Raw genomic sequence first — 26288 nt, forward strand, 5'->3', positions numbered from 1 at the left:
TTAAAAAAGCAAAAAAGAGAAGCAAGCGCTTCTCTTTTTTGGCCAGTTCTAGTTCAAAAGTTTGCACTTTCGACGCCATAACTATCACTGTTAATTATCTTAGGGGTTGAAAGGTGCTATCAACCCCGCAGATTACGTCGGTATTCGCGCACTTAAGACACGACGAAGGTGACGTACTCGACGTTCAATCGTGACGACTTCTGGTTCAGAAAAACCAATCGGTCGACCGTCAGCTTCAAGACCAATATCTCTTAATAAGTGAGTATTGTTCCATGGCAGCTCATATGAACTACGACGAACTTTTCGTTGCCATTCGCGCTCTTCACGACGAAGATCGGCACGGATAAGGACTGTTGCTAATTTTAAATATACTGAGTGACGCATAATAACTCTCCAGTTGTTGAATCAACTGAGGAAAAATAGCGTGTTAGATAGTATGAGGGCTTCTCACTTAGCTGCTATTTTTCCGCAGCCAAATAAGGGTACGGATCTATTAGTTAGGTTTATCTTGGGTGTTTCGATCGGCTATGGCTGATGTGAGTGACATATCAGTCACCATGTCAGTACACGGCTCAAACGACGCGCAAATATGCTGTATAAAATCGAAATGTTTCATTTGCGCCTCCAAGCTAACTAAAAAATCCAAAAAAAATGGGGAAGTAAAAGCAGACAAGTCTTTGTTAAATCGTTGCTTTAACGGTTAAAGTCTAACCAAGTGAGTATATTATTCAACCGCTAATTGATTAACATTTTTAAAACAATGCATTCGCCTAAAATATCAGTTGCATATTCATTTACATATAACATATTCACTATGCTTATATAAAATCACAGCATATCTCTCTTAGGGTCTAACTAGAAAACAACGGACTACCCTTCAGAAACAAAAAAGCCACGTAGATACGTGGCCTTTAATTTACGGTGACTGAATAAAGTCATGTAGAGAAGAGTCTAAACAACACCTTCAGAGATTAGGCTGTGTTTATTCAGCAAGCGGTACATCGTCGCTCGTGATACACCGAGCTCCTTAGCCGCCAATGAAACCTGACCACCGTAAGATTCCAATACAATCAGTAACGCATCGCGCTCTGAGCGCTCTCGAATACTCTTCAAGCTTCGGCGTTCATCATTCTGTTTTGGTAAATCCAGTTGGTGATCCTCAATGATCACAGCATCAGACATCAACACAACACGCTTAATCTGATTCATCAGCTCACGCACATTTCCAGGCCAATGGTATCGATTCATCGAACGGATAGCATCGTCTGAGAAGCTCTTCGCTTGAGCATTAAACTCTTTCGAGTACTCACGCAGAAAATGATTCGCCAGTACTGAAATATCGCTCACACGTTCTTTTAAGCTTGGAACATGAATACGCAGAACATTGATATAGTGATAAAGCTCTTCATTGAAGTCGCCCTCGATCAACGCCTTCTCGATATCAGAGGAGTTCGCGGCCAGAATACGCACATCGACAGATTTAGGTCCATTCGCAGTTTCAATCTTACCTTCTTGTAGAAAGCGCAACAGGTTCAGTTGTTGATTGCGTGGCATCGCTAAAACATCATTAAGCAAGATGGTTCCGCCATCGGCTTCTTCCAACATACAAGGCGCAGTCGCTGACTGTGCTGATATGCCAAACACCTCGGCCTCTATTCTCATTTCAGACAAGGCACGACAGTTAACCGTTAAAAATGGTTTCTGTGCTCGCGACGAATTTTGATGAATCGAGCGTGCAATCGTCTCTTTACCAGCCCCACTCTCGCCATAAATCAAGATACTGACATCAGTCGGCCCAATACGCTTTACTTGGTCTCTCAAGCGCTTCACGGCCACAGAATCGCCTAGCAGTCCCATGTTGTTATTGATGCCGTAGTTTGGCCATACCTTCTGCTCAAGCTTAAGCATACCCAGTTGGTGACCAATGGTACTCAGCAATTGAGCATCTGGGATTGGTGCCGTGAAAAAGTCGATACAGAAGTTGACGATAAACTGGCAGATCGTATCAGAGCTTAATTGAGATTCACGGATAAAGGCGAGCCATCGCACCTGCTTGTTATTGCTTACGAGGTTAGCAATACCGTTAAGACTAAACTCATCATGGCTAAGATCAACAATACCGATACATGGACCAATGTCAGCAATCAAGGCATCGGCTTTTCGTAGATCTGCACACTGGGTACACTGCCAACCCACTTGTTCTAACACTGATAACCAGGGTTCGTACGCACCACCAACCACGATAAGAGAACCTGGTAAGGAATCCATCTTAAATTGAGTTCCCATCCTTCTTCCTTATTCTATTTTTATTTAAATCAGACTAATACGAGTTTAATGCTGATAACTCTACAAAATGCCACGAGATCGTATTCAGCGCCGAGGCGTATAATAATGAGACTATCTTAGATTTTTCGTCTCAATAGTAAGACTATGTCAGAAATAGTGATTTTTCGAATCAAGAGTGCGGTGCAAGCAAGGTTTTAAAGTCATAAAAGCAGAAAAGCCACCCGAAGGTGGCTTTTCAATTAACGCGTTTGTTACAAACCGTAAGCGAAAATTACGCTTGTGGGCGCATTGCCGGGAACAAAATCACATCACGAATTGTGTGCGTGTTTGTAAATAGCATCGCTAGACGGTCGATACCGATACCTTGACCCGCTGTTGGCGGTAGGCCGTGCTCTAGTGCTGTAATGTAGTCTGCATCGTAGTACATAGCTTCATCATCACCCGCGTCTTTCGCGTTAACTTGCGCTTTGAAACGTTCGTCTTGATCTTGTGCATCGTTAAGCTCAGAGAAACCGTTCGCGACTTCACGGCCACCGATGAAGAACTCAAAACGGTCTGTGAAGAATGGGTTGTCATCGCTACGACGTGCTAGAGGAGAGATGTCCGCTGGGTAGCCAGTGATGAACGTTGGTTGAATTAGCTGAGGCTCAGCCGTTTCACCAAAGATCTCTTCAAGAAGCTGACCACACGTCCAAAACTTCTCAACGTACAGACCTACTTCTTCTGCAATTTTAACCATCAATTCTCTGTTCTGAAGATCATCTTCAGTCAAAGCTTGAATGTTTGCATTTTCAGGAGTGTAGTGTTTGATTGCATCGAACATGCTCATGCGAGCGTAAGTGCCACCGAACTCAACTGTTTCCTCACCGTAAGGCATAGAAGTAGAACCAAGAACGTCCATTGCTGCTGTGCTTAGCATCTCTTCCGTTAGATCCATTAGATCTTTGTAGTCAGAGTACGCTTGGTAGAATTCCATCATTGTGAATTCTGGGTTGTGACGTGGAGAAAGACCTTCGTTACGGAAGTTACGGTTGATCTCGAATACACGGTCAAAACCACCAACCACTAGACGCTTAAGGTAAAGCTCAGGTGCAACACGTAGGTACATGTCGATGTCTAGTGCGTTGTGATGAGTGATGAATGGACGTGCTGTTGCACCGCCTGGGATCACGTGCATCATTGGCGTTTCAACTTCTAGGTAGCCTTTTGAGCTCATGAAGTTACGGATTGAAGACACAAGCTTCGAACGCACGATGAATGTGTTACGAGAGTCTTCGTTCACGATTAGGTCAACGTAACGCTGACGGTAACGCATCTCTTGGTCAGTTAGACCGTGGAACTTCTCTGGTAGAGGACGAAGTGCTTTAGTCAGCAATTCAAACTCTTCCATGTTCACGTAAAGGTCGCCTTTACCTGATTTGTGAAGCGCACCTTTAACACCGATGATGTCACCGATATCTAGGCCTTGGTACTTCTCTTTCAGTACTTTTTGAACGTCTTTCGCTGCGTATGCTTGGATACGACCAGAAGTTTCTTGAATCGCAAGGAATGGACCACGCTTCGCCATAACACGACCAGCGATCGCAACGATGTGGTTAAGCTCTTCTAGCTCTTCCTTAGTCTTCTCACCGAATTCCGCTTGAAGATCGCCAGCTAGGTGCTCACGACGGAAGTCATTTGGGTGACCGTTAGCTTTGCAGTTTTGGCGGATGTGATCCAGCTTGCTGCGGCGCTCAGCGATTAGTTTGTTCTCTTCAGGTGAAGAAGCTTCTTGTGCGTTTTCGTTTTGAACAGCATCAGTCATTAGAGATGTACCCTGCTTTTAAAATTTGGACCGCTATATTTTTGCAAATATAGGCATTTTTACCAATATTATTGGTAAAGCTTAATAGTTGATAAAGCTTACAGACCTGATTTCAGGCTAGCTTCAATAAACTTGTCTAAGTCACCGTCAAGAACCGCTTGAGTATTACGGTTTTCGATGCCGGTGCGTAAATCTTTGATACGAGAATCATCCAGCACGTAAGAGCGGATTTGACTGCCCCAACCGATGTCTGATTTCGTCTCTTCGCTCGCTTGTTTTTCAGCATTTTGTTTTTGAATCTCAAGTTCAAAAAGCTTAGCACGTAGCTGCTTCATCGCTTGATCTTTGTTCTTATGCTGCGAACGGTCATTCTGACACTGAACCACAGTGTTAGTCGGAACGTGAGTAATACGTACCGCTGATTCCGTGGTGTTTACGTGCTGACCACCAGCGCCAGAGGCACGGTATACGTCAATACGTAGGTCAGAAGGATTAATGTCGATCGTAATGTTGTCATCAATCTCAGGATAGATAAACGCAGATGCAAATGAAGTATGACGACGACCACTTGAATCAAATGGTGACTTACGAACTAGACGGTGAACACCAGTCTCTGTGCGTAACCAACCGTAAGCATACTCACCAGAAATACGTACCGTTGCGCCTTTAAGGCCAGCAACATCGCCATCCGACACTTCGATAACTTCAGTCTTGAAGCCTTTCGAATCTGCCCAACGTAAGTACATGCGCAACATCATTGAAGTCCAGTCTTGAGCTTCTGTACCGCCCGAACCTGACTGTAAATCGATGTAGCAATCTGATGCATCGTGATCACCAGAGAACATACGACGGAATTCCAGCTTCTCTAGCTTAGCTTCAAGCTCGGCCAGTTCTGGTTCAATTTCATCGAACGTTTCTTGATCTTCTTCTTCAACCGCAAGCTCTAATAGGCCATCAACATCCTCAACACCTTGGTCAAGTTGGTCGATCGTTTCTACTACCGCTTCCAATGCAGAACGTTCTTTACCTAGCGCTTGAGCACGCTCAGGTTCGTTCCATACATCCGGTTGTTCTAATTCTGCGTTTACTTCTTCTAGACGCTCTTTCTTAGCGTCATAGTCAAAGATACCCCCTCAGGATATTTGTGCGCTCAGACACATCCTGCAGACGGTTTTTTATAGGATTGATTTCAAACATTTTAGCTCATCATTTATGAGTAGAATTTAACCGAAGAATTGTACTCAAAAGTGTGACGGAGATACAGAATTTTTTAGAGTGGTGAACCAAGATTCAACAACTTAATGGGATATAAAATTGACAGGCATAAAAAACACGTAAATTTTGTAAGGGCAGGAAGGAAAACAAGCCCTGTTTTTGAACAGAGCTTGTTGAATTTGGCACTATATGATGAGCATTATTGAGCCCAAAATCACTATTTGGCTTCGATATGATCAATCATCAGCTGCAACGATTGGTTGCCGCGAAATTCGTTGATATCGAGCTTAAATGCAAGATGAACGGTTTTTACTGATGCATCAGGCCAGCGACGTAGGTCGACGTTAAAGGCAATACCGTCAATCATCACATTGGTTGGGTGGCCTTTGTAGAGCGGCTCAAGCATCAGCTTAAGGTGCTTTTCACCCACCAGCTTTTGGTGCAGCACTTTAAACTCACCATCGAAGATTGGCTCAGGGAAAGCTTGTCCCCACGGGCCACCTGAACGCAGCGTTTCAGCGGTGTGCATCGAGAACTCTTCTGGTAACAGCTCACCATCAGACAAGATAATGCCCTTCAGTGCTGTTTCTCCAAGTTCATACTTCACCACATCATTGAACAGCTTGCTGAAGCGTTCAAAGTCCTTTTCCATGATGGTTAAACCAGCCGCCATTGCGTGGCCACCAAATTTAAGAATCAAGCCAGGGTTTTGAGTATCAATTCGGTCCAATGCATCACGCATGTGCAGACCCGGAATTGAACGACATGAACCTTTGATACTGCCTTCGCCGCCATCTGCAAACGCAATCACTGGGCGGTGGTATTTGTCTTTGATACGCGAAGCCAAAATACCAATCACACCTTGGTGCCAATCACGTTGGAACAGGGCTAAGCCAGAAGGTAGGTCGTCTTTACCAAATTCAAGGCGCTCACAAAAAGCCATCGCTTCTTGCTTCATACCCTCTTCGATCTCTTTACGTGTTTGGTTCAAGCCATCTAACTCACTCGCCATTCGACGAGCCGCATGGATGTTGTTACTCATTAGCAGCTCAACACCAAAAGACATGTCGTCTAATCGACCAGCTGCATTGATACGAGGACCAAGAGCAAAGCCAAAGTCAGACGCCACCAAACGCTTAGCGTCTCGCTTAGCAATTTCGATCAAGGCTTGAATGCCCGGACGAGCTTTACCCGCACGAATACGTTGCAAACCTTGATGAACTAAAATTCGGTTGTTTTCATCGAGTGGAACCACGTCGGCAACCGTACCCAGCGCCACAAGGTCAATCAGTTCCATCAACTTAGGTTCTGTCATGCCGCGCTCTGCAAACCAACCCAATTTACGCATGTGAACACACAATGCCATCATCAGGTAAAAAGCGACACCAACCCCCGCTAGGGCTTTCGAAGGAAAAGCACAACTTTCAAGGTTTGGGTTAACCATAGCATCGACCATTGGCAGTTCATTGCCCGGCAAGTGATGATCGGTAACCAGAACCTCTAGCCCTTTCTCTTTAGCAAAGCGAACACCTTCAATTGAAGATACACCGTTGTCGACCGTCATGATCACTTCAGCACCAAGCTCGATTGCCTGTTCAACAACCTCAGGGCTCAAGCCATAACCATCTTCAAAACGGTTTGGTACCAGATAGTCGACGTTAGAGCTGCCGAGCATACGTAACGCTAAAACAGACAGCGCCGAGCTGGTCGCGCCATCGGCATCAAAGTCACCAACAATGATGATGCGTTTTTGCTGCTGAATCGCTTTGAACAACAGCTCAACCGCAGCATCAATGCCGCCCAGTTTTTGATAAGAGTGCAAGCCTTTCGCTGCTGTCTCTAGTTGGTCGGCACTGTCGATTCCACGACTCACATAAATGCGCTTTAACAAGTCAGGTAAGTGAGCAGGTAAGACTGAAATGTCGACCTCAGGACGGCGTTGGATCTCTATCATATAAAAATGGGCCCGATATCAATCAGGCCACTCCTTAAATCAAAAACATGGGGGATAAATTGGCAATACAGAAAACGAGATTATTGCTCTAAACGTTGAAGAAGTTGTGCTGGCGGTAAGTAACCACTCACCAACTCACCACTTGCTAGCACGATAGCCGGTGTGCCATTGATGCCAAGCTCACGACCTAATTGGTATTGTTTAGCAATGATCTGCCTTTGCTCTGCTAGGTCTTTACCAGACGCTGGCATTTGACGGTTTACTTTAGCGTCATGCATCGCTGTTTTTGGATCATCTGACGCCCAGATTGCTGCCATTTGATCGGCAACTTGCCCTGTCGCACCTTGGCGTGGGTAAGCCATGTAACGAACGGTGATACCCAAATCGTTGTAGCCTTGCATTTGGCTGTGCAGACGAACACAGTAGCCGCACGTAATGTCAGTAAATACCGTCACAACATACTTTTCGTTATCGGCTTTGTATTCAATAACCGTATCCGACATCGCTGCCACTTTTTCAGCATTCAGCGGAGCTTGACGCTCAGCCAAAACATCACTGAACTTTCCGTTTTCATCCAAAGAGTAAAGTGTACCGGCTAGAAAGTGATCGCCCTCTGGAGAAGAAAAGATAATGCCGCTGTTGGTTTGAACTTCTAAAAGACCATCGATATCCGAAGGCACAATCTTATCGACCTTAATACCGATTTTTTCAAAACGCTTAGTTAACGCAGCTGTATCAATAGCTTGAGCTGGAGCAGCTTCTACGGCTGTTGATGTTGTTTCTACTTTCGCTTCTGATGCATTACATGCAGTAATCATAAGAGGAAGCGCTAGTAGAGGAAGACGGCGTAATACGCTCATTAAGTTCACCTTAAAAATAAATGGATTTAAGCACGTGGGTGATGCTGCGCATGAATTTGCTTGAGCCTTTCAGTCGCCACGTGAGTATAAATTTGGGTTGTCGATAAGTCACTATGCCCAAGTAACATCTGTACGACCCTGAGATCTGCGCCATAGTTCAGTAAATGCGTCGCAAAAGCGTGTCTCAATACGTGTGGTGACAACAGCTCTGTATCGATCCCAGCGACGACCGAGTAGTGCTTAATACGATACCAGAACGTCTGACGGGTCATTTGCTTGGCGCGTTTACTCGGAAAAACCACATCAGAACTGTTTTCGCCAAGTAGATGTGGACGACCTTGTTCAATAAAAGTCTCTATCCAATCCACCGCATTTTCGCCCATTGGTACTAAGCGCTCTTTGCCACCCTTACCAATAACACGCACCACGCCCTGTCTTAGGCTGATGTTTTCCATCGTCAAGCTAACCAGTTCTGTCACACGCAAACCGGTTGCATAGAGTAACTCAAGCATCGCCTTATCGCGAAGCTCAATCGGATCGTTCGGATCTGGCGCATCGAGCAAAGCATCAACCTGCTCTTCACTCAAATCTTTCGGCAAGCGTTGCGGCAGCTTCGGGCTGATCAACAAGGCACTTGGATCATCGCCTCTGATTTTCTCGCGGTGCAAATATTGGAACAAGCGACGAATCGCCGACAACATACGGGCACGAGAGGTCTGCTTAAAATCGGCGTCGGCTAACCAGCCTTGATAATCCTGTAAACCTGAAAGGCTAATGAAGTCGAGGCGGTAATTGTTCTTTTCCATCCACGCTAATAACTTGGACAAATCGGTACGGTACGAGACAAGCGTATTCTCCGATAATCCTCGCTCCATCCACATAGCATCTAAAAACTGCTCAACGAGACCGTGGTCTGCGCTCTGCCCTTGAGGCGACTGCATAGTGTTACTCACAATATTGGAAACTGTTTTGAGAGTATGCCAGAGCAAATATGAATGCCATAAAAATTACGACTTGAGCGGATAATCGCTGCAATCGAAGTCGATTTATGGTTAGAATTCGCCATCTGAAATTAAAATCGAACGTTTGCTATGAAAATTGGATTATTTTACGGCTCAACCACCTGCTACACAGAAATGGCAGCAGAGAAAATTCGCGGCATTATTGGTGAAGACCTAGTTGATATCCATAACGTGAAAGAAAGCCCTCTTTCATTGATGGCGGACTACGACCTTTTATTGCTGGGCATCTCGACTTGGGACTTCGGTGAAATCCAAGAAGATTGGAATGAACTGTGGGAAGACATCGCAACCACGCCTATGAAAGGCAAGGTTGTGGCTCTGTTTGGTTTGGGTGACCAAGAAGGCTACGGCGAATGGTTCCTAGATGCGATGGGTCTATTGCATGATGAACTGAAAACCGCGGGTGCAGAGTTTGTTGGCTTCTGGCCAAACGATGACAGCTACGAGTTCGAAGCGTCTAAAGCGTTAACCGAAGACAAATCTCAATTCGTTGGTTTGGCGCTTGATGAAGATTCACAATACGAGCTAAGCGACAACCGTATCGCAAGCTGGGTTGAGCAAGTACTGGTTGAGTACAGCGAAAAGCTATAACCAAACAGAAGTACTCCCGGCTAAGTAGCTAACCAAGTAACTAGCTGGATATAATAAGACCACAGAATACAAAAAGGCCTCATTACTGCGAAGTAATGAGGCCTTTTCTATTTCATCTCGAAGGACAATCTAATCTCAACGGAAGATTAAACAGTCTCTTCAGCCATCTCTTGTTCTGTTGACTTGCCAACAAAGAACATACAGATGATTGCAGCCGTTGTTGGAAGCAACCAACCCATACCGATCTCAAACAGTGGCAGCATCTTAAGTGCAGACACGTCTACACCCGCTACTTTAGCGCCATCAATAAGAGCAAACAGCAGTGACACTAATACCACTACGCGGTAAGCCGCTTTTGGATTAGGGAAACGGCTACGTAAGAATGTCAGAGCAACCAACGCGATAGCGACTGGGTACAGTGCAAACAGTACTGGAACAGACAGAGAAATCAGTTGAGAAAGACCAACGTTCGCAACGGTTGCACAAGCTACACCATTGATGATTACCCAAGTCTTGTAAGACAGAGGCGTTAGCGAGCTGAAGTAATCAGAACATGCTGACACAAGACCAATCGCCGTAGTTAGACATGCTAATAGTACGATCACAGAAAGCACTAGCTGACCAGAAGGACCAAACAACGATTGAACGTATAGGCTTAAAATAGCACCGCCATTGTCTGCACCAGCTGCGACTGTTGCACTTGTTGCGCCTAGGAAAAATAGAGAGATGTAAACAAACGCCAGACCCGCTGCGGCAATACAACCCGCGCTAATTAGGTACTTAGTCGTCGCTGCACGGTCAGTAATGCCCTTGCTACGAATCGCATCAACAATCAGCATACCAAACATCAAAGAAGCAAAAGTATCCATGGTGTTGTAGCCTTCAAGGAAACCTTTGGTTAGTGGTTGAGTGATGTACTCACCGTGAGCCGCAAGAATATCGCCTTGAGGGTTAACGAATACAGCAATCGCCAGCACAACCAAACCAACGAACAGTGCAGGTGTTAGCACCTTACCAATGACGTCAATAAGCTTACCTTGCGACCATGAGAAGAACATCGCTACTGCAAAAAATGCAATCGAAAAGAGAGTTAGGTGAGCTTGAGAGGCATCGATGAAGAACGGTTTCACCGCCATCTCATAGGCAACAAGGCCAGTACGCGGTGCAGCAAATGCAGGACCGATAATGATAAAGATCAGTACAGCCATGATGGTTGCTGCTTTCTTAGGAAGATCTTTAGTTAAGTGACCCCAAGAGCCACCAGCCACTGCGACCGCGACGATAGTGATTAAGGGCAGACCAACGGCAGTCAGCAGAAAACCAGACATCGCTGGAAGGAAGTGATCACCGGCTAATTGGCCAGCTAGAGGTGGGAAGATGATGTTACCCGCACCCAAGAAAAACGCAAAAAGCATAAAGCCCAATGCCATTATATCTGTTAGTTTTAGACTCTGTTTCACAGATAATCCTTAATTATATTTATGAATTTATGTTGTGCTTACATGAATGTTACAGCTCAAAGCTGCCAATCAATCTATAAAATAGTCGCGCATAATGACGAAACAACTGGCTAGCTGCAAGTCACCACACAAAAACACCATATAAATTTGCATATGAGAACAAAAAGCAGTGGATTCCACTAGCTATAGAAAAATAGCCACAATTATAAACTAACCATAATGCACAACAATATTCTTCCAAGCAGAACATTGATTCATACAAGCGGTTAACATTAGAGCTAATCACTTAAAATATCTCGATACTCAGAACATTAATGAAAGACAAAACAGTGCAAACTAAAAGCTTCAATTTTAAGCAATTCTCAATTTACGGCGGGAAAAGCGGTATGCCCGTCAGTACCGATGGCGTATTACTTGGCGCTTGGGTAAGCCTGCCACAAAGATCATGTGTACTCGATATTGGAACCGGGACAGGTCTGCTGGCTTTGATGGCTGCGCAGCGTTTTGAAGATGCTTCAATCTCTGCGATAGATATTGATCAACACGCTATTGATGCTGCCACTGTCAATATTGAGCAGTCGCCTTGGCAAAATCGTATCTCCCTTGATCACGGCAGCGTGTTAACAGCCGACTTTCCACAAAGGTTTGATGCGATCATCTGTAACCCACCCTACTTCAACTCTGGAGAACAGGCGCAGCAAAGCCAAAGAGCCACCGCCAGGCACACCGACAGCTTGGATCATTTAGCGCTTGCCCAGCGTTGTTTCGAGATAACAACCGACGCCGCGACTGCCAGTTTCATCCTACCGACGCCTGAGGGGGAAGGTTTTATCAAGCTTGCCGAGCAATGTGGTTGGTATCTAGCAAAACGCCTTGATGTAAAAACAACAGATAAAAAGCCAGCTAGCCGAATTTTATTCGAGTTATCTAAAGATCCTGCTTGCGAGCAAGATTTGCAGCGTGAATCGCTTACAATTCACCATCAAGGTGGTTATAGCGAAGCATTTATTGCGCTCACTAAAGATTTTTATCTCAAGATGTAGCAAATACCATGTGATCCTAATCACTAATGCTTCTATAATGTCCGACTACTCTTTTTTATCGTCTGCTTTTTGAGGCAGAAACATTTATTGCTTGTGGAGAAACAACAGTGATCAGAACCTTTGCAGAACTCGATCTAAACCAAGAGCTGCTTAAAGCAATTGACGAAATGGGCTACGAACGTCCAACACAGATACAAGCTGAAGCAATCCCACAAGCGTTAGATGGAAGAGACGTTTTGGCTTCTGCGCCAACAGGTACTGGTAAAACAGCATCATTTGTATTGCCAGCACTGCAATACCTACTGGATTTCCCACGTAAAAAATCTGGCCCTGCACGTATGCTTATCCTGACGCCAACGCGTGAGCTAGCAATGCAGATCACCGAACAAGCACGTGAGCTTGCTAAATACACCAGCCTAAATATCTTCACGATCACGGGCGGTGTTATGTACCAAGAGCACGCAGATATCTTAAGTACCACTCAAGATATCGTAGTAGCAACACCTGGCCGTTTGATGGAATACATTGAAGGCGAGCGTTTTGACTGTCGTGCGATTGAATGGCTGGTTCTAGATGAAGCCGACCGCATGCTAGACATGGGCTTTGGTCCTGTTGTTGACCGTCTGTCTGCAGAGTGTCGCTGGCGTAAACAAACTTTACTGTTCTCAGCAACGCTAGAAGGTAAAGGCATTGAAGGCTTCACTGAAGATCTACTGAAAAACCCAGCGGAGATCGATGCGAAATCATCACTTCGTGAGCGTAAGAAGATCACTCAGTGGTACCACCGTGCAGACACAGCAGAGCACAAGCTGAACATCCTAAAGCACGTCATCACAGAGCAAGCTGAGCGCAGCATCGTATTCTTGAAGACTCGTGATCGTCTAGGTGATCTACGAGCTCAACTTGAAAGCGCACAAATTCCATGTGCGTGGATCCAAGGTGAAATGCCTCAAGATCGTCGTAACAACGCGATTGCTCGTTTCCGTGACGGCTCTGTAAACGTACTACTAGCGACTGACGTTGCTGCTCGTGGTATCGACCTTCCAGACGTAAGCCACGTAATCAACTACGACATGCCACGTACTGCTGACGTATACCTACACCGTATTGGCCGTACGGCTCGTGCTGGTAAAAAAGGTAACGCGGTTTCTATCATTGAAGCGCACGATCAACTAATGATTGAGCGTGTGGCTCGTTACACAGACGAACCAATCAAAGAACGCTTCATCGAAGGCATGCGCCCTACGCATAAGAAAGCGGCCGTGACTAAGAAGAAGAAGCCGAAGAAAGAAGATAAGAAAGCGGTAGAGAAACAAAAAATCGCGAAGAAGAAAAAAATCGCGAAGAAAAAGAAAGCAGCAAAGAAGAAGTAATCTACCAGCTTCAACGATTCAATAAAAAAGCCCCATGCAGTTCGCTGCATGGGGCTTTTCTCTATCTGGTCTGTTATCAGGCTAAAACCGAGAGCTACTCGTTAGCCAAGGACTACTAGTTTTGCTCTTCGCGCTTAAAGACAAGCTCTTTCGCGTTCGACTCTTCTTCAACGAAGTAGTAGCCCGCCGTATCAAACTGGGTCAGCGCCTCAACCGAGTCGATCTTGTTCTCGATGATGTAGCGAGCCATCATGCCACGCGCTTTCTTCGCGTAGAAACTGATCACCTTGTACTGACCGTTCTTGCAGTCTTTGAATACAGGGGTAATCACTTGGCCATCCAAGTTCTTCGGCTTCACGGCTTTAAAGTATTCGTTAGACGCCAAGTTGATCAACACATTGTCGCCTTGAGCATTCAACGCTTCATTCAGCTTGTCTGTGATGATATTGCCCCAGAACTGGTACAAGTTAGTACCACGAGCATTGGCTAAGCGTGTACCCATCTCTAGGCGGTATGGCTGCATCAAATCTAATGGCTTAAGCAAGCCATATAACCCAGAAAGCATGCGCAGGTGGTCTTGTGCGTAGTCAAAATCTTCATCCGATAGCGTTTCAGCGTCTAGGCCAGTGTATACATCGCCTTTAAAGGCTAGGATTGCTTGGCGTGCGTTGTCTTGGGTAAAGGTCTCGCTCCACTGCTCAAAGCGCGCTACGTTCAACCCTGCGATTTTATCGCTGACTTTCATCAGTGCAGAAATATCTACTGGCGTCAGTTTGCGGCACTCTTCAATCAGCTCAGCAGAGTGTTCAACAAACTCAGGCTGACTAAAGCGTTCCGTCGCTAATGGTGATTCGTAATCAAGTGTTTTGGCTGGAGAAACGACAACTAACATAACTTTACCCTAATCGGTTATCTAACTGGATGCTGCTAGAGTATAGAAAAAACATCAACTTGTCTTTATGACTCTTCCTATTACTTCGATAGGGAGAATGAGCTTCGATAGACAGAATGAGACAAATGACAGGCAAACAAAAAGGCTAAGGTCGAAACCTTAGCCTTTCTAATCACTTTAGGATGAGCCGTTTATCGCTCCAACAAGATTACTTCTTGTTGTTGTCCCAAATACCGTCTTCCAGCTGAGACTTAAGCTCTGGGAAGTCATTCGAATCGAATGTTGGTACTTTACCCGCGTCTAGTTGGCGGTTGTAGTCTTTCGCTAGCTTAATCACGATGCCTGATAGCAGGATAATCGCCACCAAGTTAACAATCGCCATTAGGCCCATCGATACGTCAGCCAGTGCCCATACCGTTGGTAACGTCGCTAGAGAACCGAACATAACCATACCCAGAACAACGATACGGAACAGCACTAGGCCCTTCTTGTTGTTGTGCTCAAGGAAGATAAGGTTCGTTTCAGCGTACGAGTAGTTTGCAATGATTGAAGTGAAAGCGAAGAAGAAAATCGCTACCGCTACAAAAATGCCGCCCCATTCGCCCACTTGTGCTGTTAGTGCACGTTGCGTTAGTTCGATACCCGTTACTTCACCGTGTGGTACATACTCACCAGACATCAGGATGATTGCGACTGTTGCTGAACAGATAACAATGGTATCCATGAACACGCCTAGCATTTGCACGTAACCTTGTGATGCTGGGTGCGGTGGGTAAGGCGTAGCAGAAGCTGCTGCGTTTGGCGCAGAACCCATACCCGCTTCGTTCGAGAACAAACCACGTTTGATGCCGTTAATCATCGCTTGTGCGATTGCGTAACCTAGGCCACCCGCTGCTGCTTCTTGCAGACCGAATGCACTCTTGAAGATAAGAGCCAGTACTTCAGGCACTTTCTCGATGTTCGCGAACATCACGTACATAGCGATCGCTAGGTAAGCCAATGCCATGATTGGAACGATGATTTCTGCTGTGCGTGCAATCTTACGGATACCACCGAAGATAACGAACGCAGAGATGATTACGATACCAACACCAACGTAGCTACGCTCAAGGTCGAATGCCGTATTCATTGCGCTTGCAATCGCGTTCGCTTGAACCGCGTTGAATACAAGACCAAATGCAATGATGAGGAAGATAGAGAATAGAACCCCCATCCAACGCATGCCTAGGCCTTTCTCCATGTAGTATGCAGGGCCGCCGCGGTAGTTACCGTCGTTATCACGCGTTTTGTATAGCTGTGCCAGTGTGCTTTCTGCAAACGATGTTGCCATACCTAGCATTGCGATTAGCCACATCCAGAAGATAGCACCAGGGCCACCAGCGGTTAGTGCTACAGCAACACCTGCCATGTTACCCGTACCTACACGAGCAGCGAGACTAGTACAAAGAGCTTGGAAAGAAGAGATACCAGCACTGTCTGCTTTACGGCTGTTTCTAAGAACAGAGAACATGTGGCCGAAATGGCGGAATTGAATGAAGCCTAGTCGTACAGTGAAGTAGATACCCACACCAACCAGTAAGTAAACTAAGATAGATCCCCAAAGGAGATCGTTCATCAAATTGATTAAGTCTGTCACGTGAACCTCGTAATTGAGTTTAAGCACCGATCATGCTTCCTAGCCTTCCTCTTAATCGCCTATGCCTCTGTCAATGTTGTGTCGGCACTCTTGTTATATTCTTGCGGCGATTGAGACTGTAAATGTCGCTTCATGCATCCATTTTACGTATCAGTGTATTTTTTGACGGGCGGATAATGCAGCGAGACGGCCTAAAAATCAATATGCAAATACACTTATATTAAAATGACATTTCACTAATAACACACCTTTTGTTAACACAACTTTCAACAATGCAGCCCAATAAAAGTCACATTATCGGGACATAATATCAACAACAGCCACGGCACTACCCCAACAAGAACACCATCCTATAAAAATGACGTCAGCCTAGGTTTTACAAGGTATAGTGAAGATCTTCGTTTTTTTCTAGGCCAATGAGATCCCTATACCGCACGGTACCATGTGCACTTCAATGCATTGTAGTCAAAACGCTATTCCATTCGCACAATGAATTAACATTCAATAACCCCCAATTTAATCGTTTACTTAGGTTTGTTTGCCTGTTTTTTATACATAATAATTCTCACAATGTGTGAGCATGCATAAGAAAATAGAACAAAAGCTTCATGGATTTGAAACAAATGAGAAACAAATCAAAGTTATTGTGAACCTAAATATGATATTTATTGGTTCGTAAGAACTAGTCCCACGGAAGGAGATATGGCTTATGGATAGCTTTCAATTCGATGAAGTATCAGAACTAGAAATGCCTCGTGTAACTCAAAAATCACGCTCGAAACCACTCAAGCGTAAGTGGCGTGAAATCGAAGCCATCAACGATCGTAGGCAGCTTGAGAAAGAGCTGAGAGAGATGAACCTAGGTCTTGATTTTAGCCTTGACGATATAAAACTTTAATCAGCACGATAAGAAATCAGATAGCAAAAGTCACCTATATAGGTGCCTTTTTTATTTTTTGAGGTAGTTAATCCGCTCAAAGCGCCATTTGGAAACCAACCCTCTAATATAGAGGACACCTAAAATAGGTGCACCTCAACATTACAACGGGCTAAACACACTCTTGTTCATTTTGTCGAACCCGAGCCGCGAGTTGGCGATATTGATCGGCGATGGTCTCTCCAAAAACAGGGTCATCTTCCGGTTGAAGCCATTGAGACTCCACTTCTTGCCAATCTTTCACCGTGAACGCCTCAACAATCATGGGTAGCACATGCTTCTCTTCATATTCCATGTGCTTTCGCTGAGCCTTAACAAACGCTTCAAGCTGCTCAATAAAGACTTGCTGAGGAACCACCGCATCTTGAAGGATCATATCGACCAAACCTAAAAAGTCCGCCGTTTTCTCAGAAAGCAATTGATGCTCTAACTCCAAGTCTTCAATCGCTTGCTCGCTGCCATATTGCTTAAGATAGTAGCGATAAATGACGTCTTCTTTAGGGTGATGCACTTTGTCTGAATGGTTCATAAGGTAATGAACCACCTCTGCGATCAGGCTATAGTTTATTTCTCGCTCCTGTTTCAGAAACTCTAACTTACTGTTGAGTATCGCGAGTAAACGAGCCATATAGCCATGCTCTCGTCTTATCCTTTCAATCATCATAGTATTGCACTCCATTACACCTACTATTTATAAGTGTATACGAATATGCTGATTTATGATTTGACCCTGCTCAGAAAACCACCAACCTACACTTCTGTTGGTAAACGCCAGTCAATAGGTTGTTGATCCATAGAAGAAAGCAGCTTGTTGGTTGTAGAGAAATGCTGACAACCGAAGAATCCACGGCGTGCCGATAATGGCGATGGGTGAGGTGCAACCAACACATGATGCTTGTCGTCATCAATCGCTTGACCTTTCTTCTGGGCGTGTGCGCCCCACAACAAAAAGATGATCGGTTCAGAGCGCTGATTGAGCTCAGCAATAATGGCATCGGTAAAGGTTTCCCAGCCACACTTAGCATGTGAGTGTGCTTTTGCCTCTTCGACTGTAAGGACTGTGTTCAACATCAACACCCCTTGCGATGCCCAAGAATCGAGATAACCATGACTAGGAATCTCAAAGCCCTCTATATCTTGTGCAAGCTCTTTGTACATATTGCGTAGAGAAGGTGGGATTTTCACACCAGGAAGCACTGAGAATGCTAAGCCGTGAGCTTGGTTAGCACCGTGATAAGGATCTTGCCCTAAGATAACCACTCGCACGGATTCGAAAGGCGTCATATCAAAGGCACTGAACACCTGTTCTTGTGGCGGGTAGACGGTTTTACCACTATTACGTTGCTGTTCAACAAACGCGAGGACACTCTGAAAGTACTCTTTATCACGTTCATCATTAATAATGGATTCCCAAGTCTTTGGTGCGCTCATCGTTTTACTTCCCAATCATCAAGGTTTCTAGCGGCTTTCGCCAGACAAAAAAATAGCTGTATCGGCTAACTGTCCTAAATAAGGCTCTAGTTATACCTCATACAGCTATCAATAAACATGATGTGTAGGGTTCACTTGTTGATGAATCATAATAATCAGTTCAAGTTGTGCTTATCTCGATTAACCACTTTTCTGCTGTGTACGATGGTGGCCGTGGTTATGCACGTGACGGTTTGGTGTAGGTAAACGGCGTGCGACAGCAATAGTTGAAGTTTGGGTGATTGAATACATAAAGGCACCTCCTCTAAGACATCGTGAACTACATATTCACTTTAATACTATGAAAGAAAGGTGCCAATTTTTAGAAATAGACGGAAATAAATTTCCCCCTCTATTATTACGCTTGTTCGCTCGCTAGCGTTGCTGAGCGATGAAACATTCTAAGTTGTTGAATTTCCTCTTTCCAGATCGTCGAATCAATGGTTTCCAAGATAAGAGGGATACCATTAAAGCGAGAATCAGAGGCAATATACTCAAAACAATCCCAGCCAATTTCGCCTTTTCCTAAAGAATGGTGTCGATCGACTCGGCTCGCGAACTCAGCTTTTGAATCATTGATGTGCATTGCTCTTAGATAGTGCATACCCACGATGCGGTCGAACTCAGCAAAAGTATGCTCACACGCCTCTTTTGTACGTAAGTCATAGCCAGCAGTAAACGTATGGCAGGTGTCTAAGCACACACCCACACGTGACTTATCTTCTACCTGCTCGATAATCTCGGCTAGATGTTCAAACTTCCAACCCAGATTAGTGCCCTGCCCAGACGTATTCTCGATCACTGCGATTACGTCAGGTACCGCTTGATGAGCTAGGTTGATCGATTCAGCGATCTTCGCCAAACATTCGCTTTCTGAGATTTTCTTTAAATGACTCCCAGGATGAAAATTCAAAAGCGTTAGTCCAAGTTGATTACAACGCTCCATTTCATCAATAAAAGCCGCGCGTGATTTCTCTAGCTTCTCTTCTTCTGGCGCTCCTAGGTTAATCAGGTAGGAGTCATGAGGAAGAATGTGCTCAGCACCGTAGCCCAACATTTTGCAATTGGCTTTAAAGGCACTAATGGTTTTCGCTTCTAGTGGTTTTGCCGCCCACTGTCTCTGGTTCTTGGTAAACAGTGCAAACGCATTGGCACCTATTTCACGTGCACGCATAGGCGCCTGATCAACTCCACCAGCAGCCGAGACATGAGCGCCAATAAACTTAATATTTGTTTCCGGTTTTGAGGATGAATTATTGTTTGTCATTAAATCACTTTACACTTTCAGAATGCTTAATAAATAAAGGGTCGTATCGGTTGTAGTTCAATAAAAACACAATAAATGTAGTAAACTTACAACAAATATGACTGTTAAATATTTTTTATACTTTAAAATATTTTGTAATTACTTTGTTTTCAAAGGTTTTATTGATTTACCTCAATATAATCACCTTTGTGAAAATATGGTTTTTGGTTGTTTTTTGACTTGAATCAATGTTAACCTTACTAGTATTAGGTATATATTACCCAGCTCAATAAAAATCGAAAGTTAACACCATAATCAAACCACATTCAGTGGACTAGGAGATAGTTATGATCCAAGGTATTCAAATTACTAAAGCAGCAAACGATGACCTACTAAACTCAATCTGGCTACTAGATAGCGAGAAGAATGAAGCTCGTTGTGTTGTTGCTACTGCAGGTTTCGAAGCTGACCAAGTTATCTCAGCTGCAGACCTAGGCGAGTACGAAAGCCGTGAAGTTGCAATCGAAGCAGCACCACGCATCGAAGGTGGTCAACACCTAAACGTTAACGTTCTTAAGCGTGAAACGCTAGAAGACGCAGTTGCTCACCCAGAGAACTACCCACAGCTAACTATCCGTGTATCGGGTTACGCTGTACGTTTCAACTCTCTAACAACTGAACAGCAACGTGACGTTATCGCACGTACGTTCACTGAGTCTCTATAATTTTTAGAGCTTAAATTAGAATACAAAAACGGCGCTCATTGAGCGCCGTTTTTATTTGTTCGAAAAACAAATGGACGTTACGGTTGAACTCGACGAAGCACAGCTTTTAGCGCTTCAAAATCGTTATCAAGATCTTCAGACAACAATTCCATCGCCGCGTGTTTTGCTAGCGGGCCAGGCAGTTCGATATCAGAACCTAGGATGTCATCAACCACTTCTTTGAATTTCGCTGGGTGTGCTGTACACAGGAACAAGCCAGTTTCGTTCTCTTGCAGTTGCTCTTCCAGTAGACGGTAAGCAATCGCACCATGTGGTTCACATAGGTAACCTTGTGCTTTTAGGTCGCGAACTGACTCAGCGCTCTGCTCGTCAGATACTTTACCTTTGCCTAGTGTATCTAAGCCCCAACCTTTCAGTTGGCAAAGCTCTTCGATACGAGGCCAGTTGTTTGGTTGGCTTACGTCCATCGCGTTCGATGTTGTCGCAACAGTCGGTTTTGGATCCCATTGACCTGTTTCTAGGTAACGAGGAACAGTGTCATTTTCGTTAGTTGCTGCGATAAAACGCTTAACAGGTAGACCTAGCGCTTTAGCCAATAGACCAGCCGTTAGGTTACCAAAGTTACCACTTGGTACAGAGATAACGAGGTTTTCACGTTGCTCTTTAGTCAGCTGAGAAGCCGCCTCAAAGTAGTAACAGATCTGAGCCATTAAACGGCTGATGTTGATCGAGTTTGCCGAATTAAGACCGATCTCTTTACGCAGTTCAGCGTCATCAAATGAGTCTTTAACTAGAGCCTGACACGCATCAAAGTCACCATCAATCGCCACAGTGTGGATGTTCTTGCCAAGCGTACAGAACAGCTTCTCTTGCAGTGGGCTGATCTTGCCTTTCGGGTAAAGAATCACAACATTGATGTCTTCCATGCCGTAGAAAGCATGCGCAACCGCCGCACCAGTATCACCTGATGTTGCCGTTAAGATAGTGATTTGACCACCATCAGAAACAGCTGCTAAAGATTGAGCCATAAAGCGGCCACCGAAATCTTTAAACGCCAGTGTTGGACCGTGGAAAAGCTCAAGCGCGTAAACGCCGTCTTTTACTTGGTTGATTGGTGCAGGGAATTGGAACGCTGCATCCACCATTTGGTCGATCTGTTCTTTTGGTAATTCATCACCAATCAATGCTGACAGAATCTTTGAGCTACGAGGGACAAAGTCCTCTGCTAGCAGCGCATCGATATCATCAAACTTTGGCAGTTCAGATGGGAAAAATAGACCTTGATTACGGCCTAAGCCTTGACGAACGGCTTGGCCAAAAGAGACTTGTTCATCATTTTCTTTGATGTTGTACAGTTTCATAACTCACTTCCTGTAACGATCGAACCCTGCTTATCTAGGCGACAAACGTGAACGAATCCTTCTTCATTTTGTACGTAATTTTGTTCTAACCAGCGTGCAACACGCTCGGCGACATCTTGTTCTTTGCAAATGCTAAATAGAGTTGGACCACTACCAGAAATACCAGTAGCCAGTGCCCCAGCTGACAGCGCGTATTTACGAGCATCAGCAAACCCTGGAAGCAGTTTCTCACGATATGGTTCAGCGATCACGTCTTTGATCATCTTCGCCGCCAGTTCAGGTTGACCTGAATGACACGCGTGGATAAAGCCCGCTAAGTGACGACCATGAGCAATAATATCCTGACGACGATATTGAGATGGTAGGATCTCTCTCGCTTCAGCCGTTGAAACCTTAATACCCGGATAAGCCATTACCCAGTACCAGTCGTCAAAACACGGTACTTCTTGGCTGATGATGCCTAGCTCTTCAAGCATGAGCTGCACACCACCAAGGTAACATGGCGCAACGTTATCGTAGTGGATACCACCTGAAATCTTGCCTTCCATTTCACCCATCAGAGTAAGCAGTTCAGTTTCATTCAGGGGCTGACCGTGAAAACGGTTTAGCGCATCCAGTGCCGCGACGATTGAACATGCACTAGAACCCAAACCTGAACCGATAGGCATGTTCTTTTCTAGTGTCATTTCTAAAGGCTTTAGCGTAACGCCTTTTTTATCAAGCTCTCTCGAGAACACCACCCAGCAGTCGTAAACGATGTTTTCTTTTGCTTCAGTTGGCAGCTTAGAAACAAAGCTGCCTGCAGTTTTAAGTGAGAATGGTTCATCACCGGCTTTAACCATAACTCGGTCACCTAGCAGCGTGCCATCCACTGGAGACACAGCGGCCCCCAGCACATCAAACCCTACACTGACATTACCGATTGATGCAGGAGCATAAACGACAACATCCATATCACTTGAACTCATTCTTAAACTCCTAATTTCCAACCAAGAGTACGCATCACATCAGAGAATACGCCAGCAGCTGTTACTTCAGTACCCGCGCCGTAGCCACGCAGTACTAGAGGGATTGGTTGGTAGTAACGGCTGTAGAATGCTAATGCGTTCTCGCCATCTTTAATCTTGAACATTGGGTCGTCGCCATCAACAGCAGCGATACGAACCTTACACTTACCTTCAGCGATTTCACCCACATAACGAAGTACTTTACCTTCTTCTGCTGCGATAACTGACTGCTCTTTGAAGTAAGCATCCGCTTCTGGTAGGCGAGCCATGAACTCTTCAACCGTACCTGAATCATCAAAACCCGGTGGCAGAGCTTGGTCTACTTCAACATCTTCAAGTTCAAGCGCCATGCCTGCTTCACGAGCAAGAATTAGCAACTTACGCGCCACATCCATACCAGATAGATCATCTCGAGGATCCGGTTCAGTGAAGCCGTTATCTTTTGCAATATTGGTTGCCTGGCTCAGTGTCATACCTTCATCAAGCTTGCCGAAGATGTAAGACAGTGAACCTGAAAGAATGCCGTTGAACTTCTCAAGTTCATCACCTGCAGAGATAAGGTTCTGTAGGTTTTCGATGACCGGTAGACCTGCACCTACTGTTGTCTCGTACATCAGCTTACGACGTGAGTTGCGTGCAACTTCACGAAGCTGATGGTAGTAAGCCATGCTTGCTGTGTTTGCTTTCTTGTTTGGTGTTACTACGTGGAAACCAGCCGCTAGGAAATCAGCGTACTGCGCCGCAATACCTTCGCTAGACGTACAATCAACCAATACTGGGTTGATGATGTGGTTACGTTGAACCAAAGCCGCTAAACGCGCTAGGCTGAACTCTTCAGTCGCACTCGACATACGGTCACGCCACTGCTCTAACGGTAGACCATCGCTGTCTAGCAACAAACCTTTACTGTTTGCTAAACCACATACGCGAATCACGATGCCTTTTTCAGCCAGTTTGCCTTGCTGACGTTGGATCTGGTCAACAAGCTCGCCACCAACACCGCCGACACCCACAACGAATACATCTAGGAAGTGCTTAGAGTTAAATAGGTTCTCGTGACACGCTTTGATTGCTTCAGAGATTTTGTCTTCAGGGATAACCGCTGAAATAGCGCGCTCTGAAGAACCTTGAGCAATAGCAACAATGTTGACGTTCACTTCAGCTAAAGAAGAGAAGAACTGAGATGCTACGCCACGTGAAGTGCGCATACCGTCACCCACCAGCGTTACAATCGCAACGTCATCCATGAACTCAACTGGCTCTAATAGACCATCTTTAAGTTCAAGTTCAAACGCGTCTGACAACACTTGTTTCGCTTTCACCTTATCAGCCGATTCAATACAGAAGCTGATGCTGTACTCAGAAGAAGATTGAGTAATAAGGACAATAGAAATGCCAGCAGAAGACATCGCGCCGAATACACGACTCGCCATACCTACCATGCCCTTCATGCCTGGGCCTGATACGTTAACCATGGTTAGGTCACTTAGCGTCGTAATACCTTTGATTGCTAGGTTATCTTCGCCAGTGTCTTGGCCAATCAAAGTACCTGCGCCTTGTGGGTTGAAGCTGTTTTTGATCAGACAAGGAATGTGGAATTGCGCAATAGGAGCAATGGTTTTCGGGTGTAGAACCGAAGCACCAAAGTAAGAAAGCTCCATCGCCTCTTGGTAGCTAAGAGACTTGAGCAGACGAGCATCATCAACTAAGCGTGGGTCACAGTTGTAAACGCCATCGACATCAGTCCAGATTTCACAGCAATCAGCACGTAGACACGCCGCTAACACAGCCGCTGAGTAGTCAGAACCATTACGACCTAGTGTGACTAGCTCACCTTTTTCATTACCCGCAGTAAAGCCAGGCATGATGTTAACGTGACCTTTAGGAAGTGGAGATTGTTGGAAGTTCTGAGTAGAGACATCCACATCGACCATAGCTTCAAGGTGATCGCCTTTAGCGTATAGGTATTGGACAGGGTCAATCAGGCTTGCTGGTTGGCCTTTCGCTTCCAGTACCGCTTTCATTAACTGGATAGAGATTCGCTCACCTTTACTGATGATGCGAGCATTAACGTGGTTCGGGCACATACCAAGTAGGTTGATGCCATTCACGAACTGCTTTAGCTGAGCAAGAGAGGTATCCACCTGCTCTTGAAACGCGGCACCATCGATAGAAGGCACGACCGCTTTGATCTCTGCAAACAGTGTGTTAAATGAAGATTCGATCTCTGTAATCTGTGCGTCAGCTTCACCATTTTTCAGTGCAGCTTCAATAACAGCGACCAACTTATTGGTTGTTTTTCCTGGAGCCGATAGTACAACGGCTAGCTCTTCTTGCTGGGCATTATTAGCGATGATATCAGCCGCTCGTAAAAAACGATCTGCATCAGCTAATGATGAACCTCCAAACTTTAAAACGCGCATCCCTTTCTCCATAAGTCATAAAAATGGTACAAAAAAAGGCCTGTATCTTGTTGGATACAGGCCTTTTTTTTAAAATCCGTTACTTAGCAGCCTGCCCCAACAATGTTAATGTCGGTAATAATAATGGTTGTGGTCATTACTAGGTGGCTTACGTGCTGCATATCAAATTCTCTGCTTGTGCTTTACTCTACGTGTATCAATTTTTACCACTGGACGTCAATGAAAAGTTGCGTTTTTTTTACATTCGCACCGTTTTTCAGAGCAAACCGTCATTTAAGGGATAAAACACCCTGTATAAACCTTCACTTAAGATACTGGATTTACTCATTGAACAGGCAAGAGTGATCAATTGCATATATAGTCATAACAAAATGCTATATCGATTGTGCAGCGAACGTACAAGTTCTGTGCTTTAATTGAACGATAACGTTCGAAGAACAATAATAATGACATCAGGAGTGGGAAATGAAGAGATTACTTATTCTTTTGGCTTTTGCTATGCCTGTTGTTTGTTCAGCGAATAGCTTGCCTCTACTACCCAGCCAGATCGATAGTTCTTCTCATAAATTCTTTATCTCCACACAAAACGCGTCGAGTGAAAGCTTCGATACTTGGAAGATAGACAGTGGCTACTCTTATAGCTTGTTTGCTGATGTTGACCTTTATGTAGGTACACGAATCAACAGCGATTCACTTAAGTATGAAAGCGGATTTTTAAGTGGTGTCAGTTATCAGTTCTCAGAAAGAGTTTCTTTCAACAGTTCTCTGCACACCTATAAAGACGAAACCGAAGACAATGAGAAATCAGTCGCCGCAGAGGTTTCCAGCCGAGTGCAACTAACAGATAACCTAGATTTGCATGCCACTCTTGATTATGAAGAGTGGCAGCAAGGTGTTGAAGTGGGATTAGGGTTTCGCTTTTAATCTTTGGCTTGTTCTTTATTTACTAACTAGATCGGATTGAGCTACAAACTTTCAGCACA

Annotated in this window: 22 protein-coding genes and 1 other annotated feature; of the genes, 6 read left to right on the plus strand and 16 right to left on the minus strand. The window is 44.9% G+C overall.

The features are described from left to right. Nucleotides 1-132: 132 nt before the first annotated feature. From AB4263_RS08250 to xerD, 7 genes are all read right to left on the minus strand, one after another. A complete protein-coding gene (locus AB4263_RS08250; protein ID WP_017059332.1) occupies nt 133-384 on the minus strand; it encodes a hypothetical protein in 252 nt (83 codons plus the stop codon). 567 nt (nt 385-951) lie between these two features. Beyond that, on the minus strand, nt 952-2286 hold the full coding sequence (gene vpsR, locus AB4263_RS08255) for a cyclic-di-GMP-binding transcriptional regulator VpsR (RefSeq protein WP_017062873.1): 1335 nt from the start codon (nt 2284-2286) through the stop codon (nt 952-954). Nucleotides 2287-2557: 271 nt separating this feature from the next. Further along, a complete protein-coding gene (gene lysS / locus AB4263_RS08260; protein ID WP_016795688.1) occupies nt 2558-4090 on the minus strand; it encodes a lysine--tRNA ligase in 1533 nt (510 codons plus the stop codon). A 98-nt stretch (nt 4091-4188) separates the two neighbouring features. Then, a protein-coding gene (prfB, locus tag AB4263_RS08265; RefSeq protein ID WP_100208942.1) for a peptide chain release factor 2 occupies nt 4189-5287 on the minus strand; the annotation gives its coding sequence in 2 pieces (ribosomal slippage) (nt 4189-5211 and nt 5213-5287; 1098 coding nt in all). Between the two features lie 235 nt (nt 5288-5522). Beyond that, nucleotides 5523-7259 carry a single-stranded-DNA-specific exonuclease RecJ gene (recJ, locus tag AB4263_RS08270; protein ID WP_372098059.1) on the minus strand — a complete coding sequence of 579 codons (1737 nt, stop codon included), beginning with the start codon at nt 7257-7259 and terminating at the stop codon, nt 5523-5525. 80 nt (nt 7260-7339) lie between these two features. After that, complete coding sequence (locus AB4263_RS08275; protein WP_372098060.1) at nt 7340-8119, minus strand: thioredoxin fold domain-containing protein; 780 nt, start codon at nt 8117-8119, stop codon at nt 7340-7342. A 26-nt stretch (nt 8120-8145) separates the two neighbouring features. Beyond that, entirely contained in the window at nt 8146-9060 is a 915-nt protein-coding gene (xerD, locus tag AB4263_RS08280) for a site-specific tyrosine recombinase XerD (protein ID WP_017059327.1), read from the minus strand. Nucleotides 9061-9210: 150 nt separating this feature from the next. Here xerD and fldB point away from each other — a divergent pair, with 150 nt between their 5' ends. Continuing rightward, entirely contained in the window at nt 9211-9732 is a 522-nt protein-coding gene (gene fldB / locus AB4263_RS08285; RefSeq protein WP_017059326.1) for a flavodoxin FldB, read from the plus strand. A 146-nt stretch (nt 9733-9878) separates the two neighbouring features. Here fldB and brnQ read toward each other — a convergent pair whose 3' ends face one another. Beyond that, nucleotides 9879-11192 (minus strand): branched-chain amino acid transport system II carrier protein, encoded by a 1314-nt coding sequence (brnQ, locus tag AB4263_RS08290; protein ID WP_017059325.1) that lies wholly within the window; start codon nt 11190-11192, stop codon nt 9879-9881. Nucleotides 11193-11506: 314 nt separating this feature from the next. Here brnQ and AB4263_RS08295 point away from each other — a divergent pair, with 314 nt between their 5' ends. Then, the gene (locus AB4263_RS08295; protein WP_017059324.1) at nt 11507-12235 is read left to right on the plus strand and encodes a tRNA1(Val) (adenine(37)-N6)-methyltransferase; all 729 of its coding nucleotides are present in this window, start codon (nt 11507-11509) and stop codon (nt 12233-12235) included. 107 nt (nt 12236-12342) lie between these two features. Continuing rightward, nucleotides 12343-13608, plus strand: coding sequence for an ATP-dependent RNA helicase SrmB (srmB, locus tag AB4263_RS08300; RefSeq protein WP_017059323.1), 1266 nt, complete (start codon nt 12343-12345; stop codon nt 13606-13608). Between the two features lie 115 nt (nt 13609-13723). Here srmB and yaaA read toward each other — a convergent pair whose 3' ends face one another. Both yaaA and AB4263_RS08310 read right to left on the minus strand, forming a co-directional pair. Next, on the minus strand, nt 13724-14500 hold the full coding sequence (gene yaaA, locus AB4263_RS08305) for a peroxide stress protein YaaA (RefSeq protein WP_017059322.1): 777 nt from the start codon (nt 14498-14500) through the stop codon (nt 13724-13726). Between the two features lie 208 nt (nt 14501-14708). After that, nucleotides 14709-16136 (minus strand): sodium:alanine symporter family protein, encoded by a 1428-nt coding sequence (locus AB4263_RS08310; protein ID WP_032545312.1) that lies wholly within the window; start codon nt 16134-16136, stop codon nt 14709-14711. A 709-nt stretch (nt 16137-16845) separates the two neighbouring features. Between AB4263_RS08310 and AB4263_RS08315 the strand changes: the two genes are divergently transcribed. Further along, nucleotides 16846-17034 (plus strand): DUF3545 family protein, encoded by a 189-nt coding sequence (locus AB4263_RS08315; protein WP_017059319.1) that lies wholly within the window; start codon nt 16846-16848, stop codon nt 17032-17034. A gap of 151 nt (nt 17035-17185) precedes the next feature. Here AB4263_RS08315 and AB4263_RS08320 read toward each other — a convergent pair whose 3' ends face one another. The 3 genes from AB4263_RS08320 to nfo all read right to left on the minus strand — a co-directional run bounded on the left by AB4263_RS08320 (nt 17186) and on the right by nfo (nt 19810). Continuing rightward, on the minus strand, nt 17186-17737 hold the full coding sequence (locus AB4263_RS08320; RefSeq protein WP_017070073.1) for a hemerythrin domain-containing protein: 552 nt from the start codon (nt 17735-17737) through the stop codon (nt 17186-17188). A gap of 86 nt (nt 17738-17823) precedes the next feature. After that, nucleotides 17824-18504 (minus strand): uracil-DNA glycosylase, encoded by a 681-nt coding sequence (gene ung / locus AB4263_RS08325; RefSeq protein WP_102428207.1) that lies wholly within the window; start codon nt 18502-18504, stop codon nt 17824-17826. A gap of 397 nt (nt 18505-18901) precedes the next feature. Then, nucleotides 18902-19810, minus strand: coding sequence for a deoxyribonuclease IV (gene nfo / locus AB4263_RS08330; RefSeq protein ID WP_102319761.1), 909 nt, complete (start codon nt 19808-19810; stop codon nt 18902-18904). A 326-nt stretch (nt 19811-20136) separates the two neighbouring features. Between nfo and grcA the strand changes: the two genes are divergently transcribed. Further along, nucleotides 20137-20514, plus strand: a complete 378-nt coding sequence (gene grcA / locus AB4263_RS08335) for an autonomous glycyl radical cofactor GrcA (RefSeq protein WP_017059315.1) — start codon at nt 20137-20139, stop codon at nt 20512-20514. Between the two features lie 77 nt (nt 20515-20591). Here the strand turns inward: grcA and thrC are convergent, their stop codons facing one another. From thrC to thrA, 3 genes are read right to left on the minus strand one after another with little or no spacing between them, the layout of a single operon-like run. Continuing rightward, nucleotides 20592-21875 (minus strand): threonine synthase, encoded by a 1284-nt coding sequence (gene thrC, locus AB4263_RS08340; protein ID WP_017059314.1) that lies wholly within the window; start codon nt 21873-21875, stop codon nt 20592-20594. Beyond that, the gene (gene thrB / locus AB4263_RS08345) at nt 21872-22828 is read right to left on the minus strand and encodes a homoserine kinase (RefSeq protein ID WP_102319763.1); all 957 of its coding nucleotides are present in this window, start codon (nt 22826-22828) and stop codon (nt 21872-21874) included. Before thrB ends, thrC begins: the two co-directional genes overlap by 4 nt. A 17-nt stretch (nt 22829-22845) precedes the next feature. Next, nucleotides 22846-25305 (minus strand): bifunctional aspartate kinase/homoserine dehydrogenase I, encoded by a 2460-nt coding sequence (gene thrA, locus AB4263_RS08350; protein ID WP_372098061.1) that lies wholly within the window; start codon nt 25303-25305, stop codon nt 22846-22848. A 29-nt stretch (nt 25306-25334) separates the two neighbouring features. Next, nucleotides 25335-25453: a sequence feature (Thr leader region), on the minus strand. A gap of 317 nt (nt 25454-25770) precedes the next feature. Between thrA and AB4263_RS08355 the strand changes: the two genes are divergently transcribed. Further along, a complete protein-coding gene (locus AB4263_RS08355; protein WP_136978408.1) occupies nt 25771-26229 on the plus strand; it encodes a ribonuclease regulator in 459 nt (152 codons plus the stop codon). The last annotated feature ends 59 nt before the right edge of the window (nt 26230-26288 follow it).

The organism is Vibrio sp. 10N.261.55.C5 (assembly GCF_041470505.1).
GTDB lineage: Bacteria > Pseudomonadota > Gammaproteobacteria > Enterobacterales > Vibrionaceae > Vibrio > Vibrio crassostreae_C.